A 9,059-nucleotide genomic window follows, 5' to 3' on the forward strand; every position below is an offset into this window, starting at 1 on the left:
GATTGATAGCTTCAGGACGCTGTTCGATAGATTGACCAGGGGGGTTAAAATTGGTGCTAGCTTGTTTCTTAAGCGCTTTTCCTTTTCTAGGATAGAGCAGATCCTGTTTTGACAATCCTAATTTTCCATGATGGATCCAGTAGTAGATGGTAGAAATTCCCACGTTAACGCCCTTAGCCTTGACCATCATTTCAGGAGAAATCTTTTGGTTATGATAGTGGAGAATCTTTTCCTTTAGTTCCTTGGTCAATCTTGATTTCTTGACCGAGCGCTTGCGATTATTTTCATAAGACTGTTGAGCATAGTCGGCAGGACTGTCCCACGCTTGATTTCATTGTGAATGGTTTGAGGAGCTTTTCCAAGTAAAGAGGCGATTTCTCTATTTGATTTCCCTTCCTTTTTTCATCGTTCGATTAAGCGACGGCTATCGATTGTCAAATGTTTGGCTTTTGTAGTATAATGGTTTTGCATTTCTGTGCCTTTCTTGTGTTTGTGATTGAACAACAAGTATAACTCAGAGGTGTTTTCTTATGCCTAGAAGAGCTTTCATTTTAATGTGATAATCGGACAAGGAGACTACTATTTCTTCAAAAATATGTCAAAAATACTTGACACTTTATATTTAAAAGAATATAATATAGTCAAATATATACGACATAAATCAGAAAGGAGACCAGATGAATCGTGTGAAAGAATTTCGCAAGGAACTGGGCATTTCCCAGCTAGAACTAGCCAAGGATATCGGTGTCTCGAGACAGACCATCAATATGATTGAAAACGACAAGTACAATCCAACCTTGGAACTCTGTCTCAATCTCGCCCGCAGCCTCCAAACTGACCTCAACAGTCTCTTTTGGGAGGATAATTTTTAAAAAAGGAGCAAACTTATGAAAAAAGAAACCTTCACGGAAAAACTGATCAAACGCATTTATGGCATTTCAGGACCACTTGATGAACACAAACGACGCGAGGCTGATCGTATTGGCAATCAAGTCTTTATCATCCTCTTTTATCTGATGACATTTGGAAATCTCATCCCCTTTGTCCTCGCTTATAAATACCCACAAATTGTCGCTATCGGCTATCCTCTTGTGGTATTCGGCATTTCGATGATTTCTGCTCTCTATGTGCTCTCCCAAACCAAAAAAACAGGGATTACAGCTATTGATCCAGATATGCTGAGCGAGAAAGAAAGCAAGCAACTACACTACCCTGGTATGAAAGCAGGTCTACTCTATGGATTAATGAGTTTTTTTCAACCCCTCTTCTCCATATACTGCTAGGTGAGAGTCAGGACTATCTTCAGTCTCTTCTCACTTTTAAAAATATTTTTTCAAGTATTCTCCAATCTTTCTTCTTCGGAGTGATTATACAAATTATCATCTCCCGTCGCATTGCAAAAGCCAAGAAAAATCAGGATAATGATTAGGAGGAAACTCATGAAAAAAGAACAGAAACAGTTACGTTATCCTGGTCTGAAAGCAGGTTCGATTTATGGAACAGTGATATTTTTTATAATTCCACTCATTGATACCCTAACAAGTGAAAATCCAAATTTTATCAGTTCTCTTCTAAATACAAAACATATTTTTAAAACTATACTGGGAGCTTTCTTTTTCGGGGTGATGATACATATTGTCGACTCACTTCGTATTGCAAGAGCTAAAAAAGACCAGGATTAGGAGGTGCCTTATGAAATCACTAGTAACTTTACTTACCTATCATCTTTTGTTCAGTTCCCTGCTCATCTTCATCATCGTTTCAGGGAACTTGCCAATCAGCGAGATATTCCTCGGGCTAGTCTTTATTCCAGCACTTAACAAAGGGCTAACTTATCTAAAGATTGACTCCCAAAAAACACGCATACTCAACTTAGCACTGTACTTTATGATTCTATCTTTACCACAACTGATGCTCATCTCAAGCGGTTGGAAATATTATTTACTGCTGACTATCGCTAGCCTTTCTTCTATCACTTATCTTTATTATCTCTATCAATTCGTAAAAGAAAGTCAGTAAAACCACTCATCTAGGAGATTACTAACATGAAAAAAGAAGACTTCACCACTCGCCTACTTCGAAATCTCTTTCATATCCAAGGCCCTTTTGATGAATGCCGGCAAGAGATTATCTACAAAGCCTGTGCCCGTTCCATGGTCCAAATCGTTTATTCTTCCTTCTTCCTCTTCTTGTTTTATCTGTTATTTGGACGCTTCATAGAAGCCGTTCGCTATGCCATGCCCTACGTTTACTCTGGACTCATTTTTTTCATTACTTTAAAAACTCAAAGAGTCGTCAAAGAACTCCAGCTGGAAAAAGATGACAAGTCAGAAATTGTCCTCAAAACCTACAGCAAAGGCCAAATCAAATTCCGAAGCTGGATTGTGTTTATCGGCCTTCAGATTGGCCTCTTTACCCTACTCATCTTTCATAAAGTCTTCGTTCAGCAGATGTCCTTTTCAGATTTTGGGAAGTTGCTCGTGCAATTCGATAAAAGTGTTCCTTTCCTAATGTATGGCCTGATTATCGGTAGCATTTTTAGAACCCTGACCTACGGCTTTCTATCCCTACAGGAGGAGAAAACTCCTAAAAATACCAAACAGAAGGAGAAAAGCAAGCAATGACTTCACTATACGATTTTTCAGTCTTGAACCAAGACAATCAAGAAACTCCACTAGATGCCTATCGTGGGAAAGTTCTCTTGGTTGTCAACACTGCTACTGGATGTGGTTTAACGCCCCAGTACCAGGGACTTCAAGAACTCTATGACCGCTATCAAGAACAAGGTTTTGAAATCTTAGACTTCCCTTGTAATCAGTTTATGGGACAAGCACCCGGCAGCTCAGAGGAAATCAACAGCTTCTGTAGCCTAAACTATCAAACCACCTTCCCACGTTTTGCCAAGATTAAGGTCAACGGCAAGGAGACAGACCCTCTCTATGTTTGGTTAACAGACCAAAAATCTGGCCCACTAGGAAAACGAATCGAATGGAATTTCGCTAAGTTTCTCATCGGCCGTGATGGGCAGGTCTTTGAGCGCTTTTCTTCAAAAACAGACCCCAAACAAATTGAAGAGGCGATACAAAAATTACTATAATTCACAATCTCACTATGATTAGGTTTCTTTTAGCCTGATGAATAGTGAGATTTTTTGATTGGCTTTGACTTAAATAGAAAAACACCCCATGATATGAAACATGAAGTGTTGTAAAGTCTATGTTGTAGGTGCTTATTTCACATTTTCAATGTGACCAATGATGACAAATTCCATACCGAAGCTTCATATACACTAAACAAATGACTTTCTAATTATTTCAATTAGTTTTGGCTAGTAAATATCATTTCCAACAAACGCCCTCTCAATTCCTCGTCCTGACGATGCAAGATATTCATTAAGTCATGAGAATTTTTGGCATTAATGAATTGATTTAACAATCTATCTTTTAATTCATATGGAAGAGAAGCCGTCTTTAGTAGTCTAAAAACTTCATCATTTAGGGGTGTCCTTTTATTATCTTTCCATTCAAATCTAGCTGTATCATTCTTATTTGGCAATTCAATGATAGACACATTCGTTCCTTTAAAATGAATTCTATGTTTTCTATTGTTTGGAACGATACTAGAATCTCCTTGTAATGTTAACTCTACCATCCCCATTTCCCAGTCGATTGATAATCTTGTTTTATATCTTTGACCATTTTGATCTTCAATCATTTCAAAAGAATGTTGTTTGCCTGGGAATACATACCAATCTACAACTTCAGGTAAATCAACACCCATAACTATCTCAGAACCAACCAAGGGAATGATGGCACCACTTTTTGCAAACACAGACATAGTCGAAATGTCTCTATAAACACTTAACTTCACACCACCTGTGTATTTTTTCTCTGAAAAGAAGTCATACCATTCACCTTCAGGGAACCATACATCCACTTTTGCAGATTGGAATGCCAAATCCATCTTTTCTACAATGGGAGCCACCATCAGTTCTGTTCCAAAAAAGTATTGATTTGGAACATTATAACTCTCATCATTCTCTGGGTAGAAATAATAGATTGGGCTAATTAATGGGGCACCTTCCTCATGCGTCTTTACATTCATGGTATATAGATATGGAATCATCTGATGTCTCAAACGAAGGTATTTCTTCATAATCTTAGATGTTGTTTCTGAAAAAAACCAAGGTTCTTTACTATTAAAGGGACTTCTAGAACTATGTAATCGAGTTATTGGACTAAAAACGCCAAACTGTAGCCATCTAGTTTGTAGCTCTTCGTCATAATTCCCCAGCATGTGTCCACCAATATCATGACTCCACCAACTATAACCGATATTAGATGCTGTCGCTGTAAAATAAGGTTGAAATCTTAAGGAATTCCAACTAATAATAGTATCCCCTGAAAAACCAACAGGGTAGCGGTGACTACCAGGACCTGCATATCTTGATAAAATCAAACCACCTTCTGCATTTTTACAACTATCCTGATAGTGATAATGGTTTAAAAGCCACAGTGGATCCAACATGCCTTGAGTCCCTTGTTGCCAGTCAATCCACCAAAAATCTACTCCCTGCTTTTCTAGCTCATAATGAACATCTTTAAAGTAGGCTTCTCTAAAAGAGGGATTAAAAAAATCAAAAATAGCAGGTTCCTCTAGTTCTACATTTAACCCCAACCGTTTTGCGACTTGAGGATAAGCTTCTTCATAAGCCCGTATACCATCAGCAGGATGGACATTTAAGGAGAGTTTTAACTTTCTATCATGAAGTTGTTGCAGTAACTGTTCTGGATTAGGTATTAAGTTTTTATTCCAACTATATCCTGTCCAGCCACTTCCAAAACGGGCTGGAATTTCAGTTATGTGCCAATCCATATCTAAAACACCGATAGATAATGGAATTTTCTCTGTTTCAAATCTGTCTATTAAATCCAAGTATTCATCCGACGTATAAGGCCAATACCTACTCCACCAATTGCCTAAAGCGTATCTTGGCAACAAGGGTGTTGAACCAGTCAAATGGTAAAAGTCTCTGATTGCTCCTCTATAATCATGCCCATAAGCAAAGAAATACAAGTCAATTTGATTTTCTCTCTCAATATAACCAGACTGTTCATCCCAAATAAATCCTTTAGAATCATCCAATAAGGCTATACCATTTCTGCTAATAATTCCATCTTCTAACGAGATTGCTCCATCTGCCTCATCCAGAGTCCGAGCTGTTCCTTTTAACGTTTCAATAGATTCACCAAAATACCAGCGACTACCATATACGGCAAAATTTCCTTTTAATTCTATAAATAAATTTTCGGCGTTAAATTCTCCTTTATTAAAGTGCAGATGAAAATAGTCCGTCATAATATCTAGTACGTTTGATGTCTCGATATAATCTAACGAAACTTGACCAAAATCTCTACTATAGATAAGTTGTGTCGTTCTATCCTCAAAACTTCCAGCTTGAGAGTATTCTAACCTTACTAACTTGTCTGTTAATACAGAGATTCGATAAAACTCTCCCTTAAAAATTTTCAATTTGTTGTCCTCCTTTTATGGTAGCATAAAAACAGAACGCACCATTTTTGATGCGTTTTTCATTATTCTGAATGCAATGTTCTATCTGTTATATCTATGACAAATAATAGTCAATTGAAAAAATGTAGTGGACAAAATATCTTTTAACAAACCAAGAGTTTATTAAAGAGTTATCACTTTTCAACTTTTCTAAGCTTATGCAGTTGTGAAACAAACTACTTTTAAACTATTAACTAAGATAGGATTGATAAATAATTTCAAACTCTTACTAGCAATCATACGATATTCAAGCTCGCGTGCTTTTTTCCTTCCTGCTTATTTCTTAGAACTGAAGAACCCGGATCGGTATATAAATTATCCGGATCAACATAGTCATAAGACTCATAACAGTTGCGCTTCATTAAGTCATCCCCAGAGCAAGAGCTTCATCTCGTAATTTTTCAACATCACTAACCGTAGGTCGCCATCCTTCAATCATATTTGTACTTAAAGCATACCAAACACTCTTAAAAACGGATCGGTTTTCAAAAGCTATTCCCATGATTGCCATCTTTTCTTTATCTATATCTAAGGACATATGCTACCTCCTTTAGATACATTATACCATGTTTCTCTGTAGCTTTTAAAAATTTTATTTTGTTTGTCATATCTAAGTTTTCAGCACGCTTATCCTATTTATCCGAGAATAATTAAATATCTATCTCATAAACTAGCAGTAGTTGTTAGTAATAGACCATATACCCAACAATTTGTTCTGCCATGAGTTTTTCATTTCACTAATTTCTTAAATGCTTCTAAATGACTTGTTAACACAAATGATTCAACATCAACAAGTACAATTTCTTTTTCTATCTTGAAGATATTTAAATAGTTCCAGATGTTATTTCTAAACAATTAGAAATAATCAAACAAATTAAATATTATTTCTAAATATTTGAAAATAATTACTGTTTGTATTATACTATCTTTGAGGTATCTATTATGAACTATATTAAAAGACCACATTATTTAGACTTTCTAAGAAGACATCGTGACCGACAAATCATCAAAGTTGTTAGTGGAGTTAGACGAGCTGGTAAATCTGTTCTCTTTCAACTCTATAAAGAAGAGTTACTAGCAACTGGGGTAGACGAGGATCAGATTATATCCATCAATTTCGAAGATTTGAGTTACTATGATCTGCGACATTTTCAAACATTATTCGCTTATATAAAAGAGCAGTTAGTTGGGGAGAAAACATACTATATCTTTTTAGATGAAATTCAACATGTTGAAAAATTTGAACTAGTTGCAGATAGCCTATTCATCCTACCAAATGTTGACCTCTATTTGACTGGATCAAACGCCTACTTTATGAGCAGCCAATTAGCAACAAACTTAACTGGTCGGTATGTTGAGATAGAGGTTCTTCCTTTGTCATTTGAAGAATATCTATCAGGTCAATCTCTCACAGAAAATCTGAATACAACAGAAATTTTTAACAATTATCTCTTTAGTGCTTTCCCTTACTTATTACAAACATCATCTTACGCTGAAAAAATTGACTATCTCAGAGGAATATATAACTCCATACTGTTAAATGATATTGTCACTAGATTGGGAAATCCAAATCCTACTATTATTGAGCGCATTGTCCGAACCCTTCTCAGTAGTACAGGTAGCTTAATATCAACAAATAAGATTCGTAATACCCTGGTCAGCCAAAACGTTTCAATCTCCCATAATACTTTGGAAAATTATTTGACGACTTTGACAGATAGTTTGCTTTTTTATTCCGTTCCACGTTTTGATGTAAAAGGTCGAGCATTATTGCAACGCTTAGAAAAATATTATCCCGTTGATTTAGGTTTACGACATCTCTTATTACCAGACCACAAGGAAGACATTGGGCATATCTTGGAAAATATGGTATATTTGGAATTAAGACGTAGATATTCACAAGTATATGTTGGTAATTTAGATAAATATGAGGTTGATTTTGTTGTTGTAACTGATCTTGGTCACTACGCTTATTATCAGGTCAGTGAAACAACACTTGCTCCAGAAACACTAGAAAGAGAACTTAGACCACTAGAAGCCATTAAAGATCAATTCCCAAAATATCTATTAACAATGGATACGATTCAGCCAACAGCAAATTACAATGGTATTGAGAAGAAAAATATCATAGATTGGTTACTAGAAAAATAGATAAATATAAATCATTCAGCTGACTAGATTTGCAACAGTCTGTTATCAATGATTCTACCCAAATCCTAACAAGATATAAGGAATTTAGAACATATTATCTAATACAGACACTTGAAGGATAAAATGAAATCTTTAACTTCTGGAAAAACTATTATTACTCAAAATGATGAATCTCCATAGAATTAATGAAACTATAAATCAAACGGAACTATAATGAAAAAGAGACTAAGCAATCAGGATTTAAAATCCTAAAAACGCATACTATCAGGTGTTGAATGAACTGCACCCGCATAGCGGGTGGTTTTTTTGTCTCGCACCTAACGGAGCGAGACGAACTAATAGTCACATAATCATAAGGCTGATAGTATTCATTTCACTATCAGCCTTACAGGTTATTTAACGTTTCAGAAAAACTATAATGTCAAGATTAACTAAACAGTATCTAATTCCTTCAAATAATTTTCTATCTTCATCAACATTAAAGGATTGTTATAAATCTTACATAACTCTCTTGCTTCTATATAATAATTTTTGACTTGTTCTTTGTCTAGAAATTTGGCTCCAGCATTTCCTACAAGAATAAGTAGAGGAGCCAGTTGGTAGCTTGTCTGTCTTTGTTTACAGAGTTCAATCGTCTCAAGAGCTTCTTGGATGGCTTCGTTATATTTTTCCTTTGACACTAGGTAGTGAGCGTAGTTGTAACGAACTCTGATGTAGCCAAATAAAAACTCTTGATGCTCAAAATTTTTTGTCTGATATAACTCCATCAAATGAGAGTAGTTTGCCTCATATTCTTGTTCACGACCCTCTAAGGAATAGAAATTAGATAGAGTATTCAAGGCCTTTAAATAAATCAGAGTATTTGAGGAGACTTTTAATAATATATTTTCCAATGAAGAAATTGCCTCACACTTACTGTCATATTGATAGAAGTCAATAATAGCTTTAATCCATTCAAGGTAAGTTCGGTCTTCTAGTGTTAGAAAAGTACTTCGTTCAATCTCTATTCTATAAATATATTCCAAATTGTCATAATTTCTGTCATCTAATAGTCGAGCAGATAATTGCTTGAAATTAGAGAGGTTAGATTTAATTTCAATTTGTTCATTAAAAAAATAATCTAATGGCACTTCGAGTCGTTGGGAGAGTTTGAACAAAAGGTCTGCGGAGGGAATGAAATGCCCTCTCTCAATTTTACTAATCTGGCTTTGTTCACAAATTCCTTCTGCAAGAGTTTGTTGGGAGAGTCTCAACTCTTTTCTTTTCAATCTGAATTTCTCTGCGAGTGTATTCATTAAAGATAATAAACCTTCCTATTTGCTTAATTTCATTATAAA

General features: G+C 35.5%; 9 protein-coding genes and 2 pseudogenes. 7 read left to right on the forward strand and 4 right to left on the reverse strand.

The features are described 5' to 3' along the window. Positions 1-471, reverse strand: a pseudogene (locus HT691_RS07330) (IS30 family transposase); the annotation flags it as partial. Positions 472-677: 206 nt separating this feature from the next. Between HT691_RS07330 and HT691_RS07335 the strand changes: the two are divergent. The 6 genes and pseudogenes from HT691_RS07335 (at position 678) to HT691_RS07360 (ending at position 3,097) form a co-directional block, all read left to right on the forward strand. Then, a complete protein-coding gene (locus tag HT691_RS07335; protein ID WP_001082471.1) occupies positions 678-872 on the forward strand; it encodes a helix-turn-helix transcriptional regulator in 195 nt (64 codons plus the stop codon). Between the two features lie 15 nt (positions 873-887). Next, a pseudogene (locus HT691_RS07340) lies at positions 888-1,429 on the forward strand (DUF3278 domain-containing protein). Positions 1,430-1,439: 10 nt separating this feature from the next. Beyond that, the gene (locus HT691_RS07345) at positions 1,440-1,682 is read left to right on the forward strand and encodes a hypothetical protein (RefSeq protein WP_000712156.1); all 243 of its coding nucleotides are present in this window, start codon (positions 1,440-1,442) and stop codon (positions 1,680-1,682) included. Positions 1,683-1,692: 10 nt separating this feature from the next. Further along, positions 1,693-2,019: a hypothetical protein gene (locus tag HT691_RS07350; protein WP_000839388.1), complete on the forward strand. Its 327-nt coding sequence runs from the start codon at positions 1,693-1,695 to the stop codon at positions 2,017-2,019. A gap of 26 nt (positions 2,020-2,045) precedes the next feature. After that, a complete protein-coding gene (locus HT691_RS07355) occupies positions 2,046-2,624 on the forward strand; it encodes a DUF3278 domain-containing protein (RefSeq protein ID WP_172921795.1) in 579 nt (192 codons plus the stop codon). Next, the gene (locus HT691_RS07360; protein WP_023941504.1) at positions 2,621-3,097 is read left to right on the forward strand and encodes a glutathione peroxidase; all 477 of its coding nucleotides are present in this window, start codon (positions 2,621-2,623) and stop codon (positions 3,095-3,097) included. The genes HT691_RS07355 and HT691_RS07360 overlap by 4 nt, the downstream gene beginning before the upstream one ends. A 221-nt stretch (positions 3,098-3,318) precedes the next feature. On the opposite strand, the gene HT691_RS07365 is transcribed toward HT691_RS07360, so the two are convergent. Both HT691_RS07365 and HT691_RS07370 read right to left on the reverse strand, forming a co-directional pair. Next, positions 3,319-5,532 (reverse strand): TIM-barrel domain-containing protein, encoded by a 2,214-nt coding sequence (locus tag HT691_RS07365; RefSeq protein ID WP_172921796.1) that lies wholly within the window; start codon positions 5,530-5,532, stop codon positions 3,319-3,321. Positions 5,533-5,932: 400 nt separating this feature from the next. After that, positions 5,933-6,109, reverse strand: a complete 177-nt coding sequence (locus HT691_RS07370) for a hypothetical protein (RefSeq protein WP_000050747.1) — start codon at positions 6,107-6,109, stop codon at positions 5,933-5,935. A gap of 404 nt (positions 6,110-6,513) precedes the next feature. On the opposite strand from HT691_RS07370, the gene HT691_RS07375 reads away from it, so the two are divergent. Then, a complete protein-coding gene (locus HT691_RS07375; RefSeq protein WP_119920161.1) occupies positions 6,514-7,722 on the forward strand; it encodes an ATP-binding protein in 1,209 nt (402 codons plus the stop codon). Positions 7,723-8,153: 431 nt separating this feature from the next. Here the strand turns inward: HT691_RS07375 and HT691_RS07380 are convergent, their stop codons facing one another. Beyond that, positions 8,154-9,017, reverse strand: a complete 864-nt coding sequence (locus tag HT691_RS07380) for a helix-turn-helix transcriptional regulator (RefSeq protein WP_023939185.1) — start codon at positions 9,015-9,017, stop codon at positions 8,154-8,156. Positions 9,018-9,059 lie beyond the last annotated feature (42 nt).

It is taken from the genome of Streptococcus sp. 477 (assembly GCF_013277295.1).
In the GTDB taxonomy this organism is placed as follows: Bacteria; Bacillota; Bacilli; order Lactobacillales; family Streptococcaceae; genus Streptococcus; species Streptococcus pseudopneumoniae.

What these genes read in the sequence shown, in the direction of transcription:
- HT691_RS07380 (WP_023939185.1), bottom strand. Translation starts at nt 9,017, where the DNA reads ATGAATACACTCGCAGAGAAATTCAGATTGAAAAGAAAAGAGTTGAGA.
- HT691_RS07350 (WP_000839388.1), top strand. Translation starts at nt 1,693, where the DNA reads ATGAAATCACTAGTAACTTTACTTACCTATCATCTTTTGTTCAGTTCC.
- HT691_RS07375 (WP_119920161.1), top strand. Translation starts at nt 6,514, where the DNA reads ATGAACTATATTAAAAGACCACATTATTTAGACTTTCTAAGAAGACAT.
- HT691_RS07370 (WP_000050747.1), bottom strand. Translation starts at nt 6,109, where the DNA reads ATGTCCTTAGATATAGATAAAGAAAAGATGGCAATCATGGGAATAGCT.
- HT691_RS07360 (WP_023941504.1), top strand. Translation starts at nt 2,621, where the DNA reads ATGACTTCACTATACGATTTTTCAGTCTTGAACCAAGACAATCAAGAA.
- HT691_RS07355 (WP_172921795.1), top strand. Translation starts at nt 2,046, where the DNA reads ATGAAAAAAGAAGACTTCACCACTCGCCTACTTCGAAATCTCTTTCAT.
- HT691_RS07335 (WP_001082471.1), top strand. Translation starts at nt 678, where the DNA reads ATGAATCGTGTGAAAGAATTTCGCAAGGAACTGGGCATTTCCCAGCTA.
- HT691_RS07345 (WP_000712156.1), top strand. Translation starts at nt 1,440, where the DNA reads ATGAAAAAAGAACAGAAACAGTTACGTTATCCTGGTCTGAAAGCAGGT.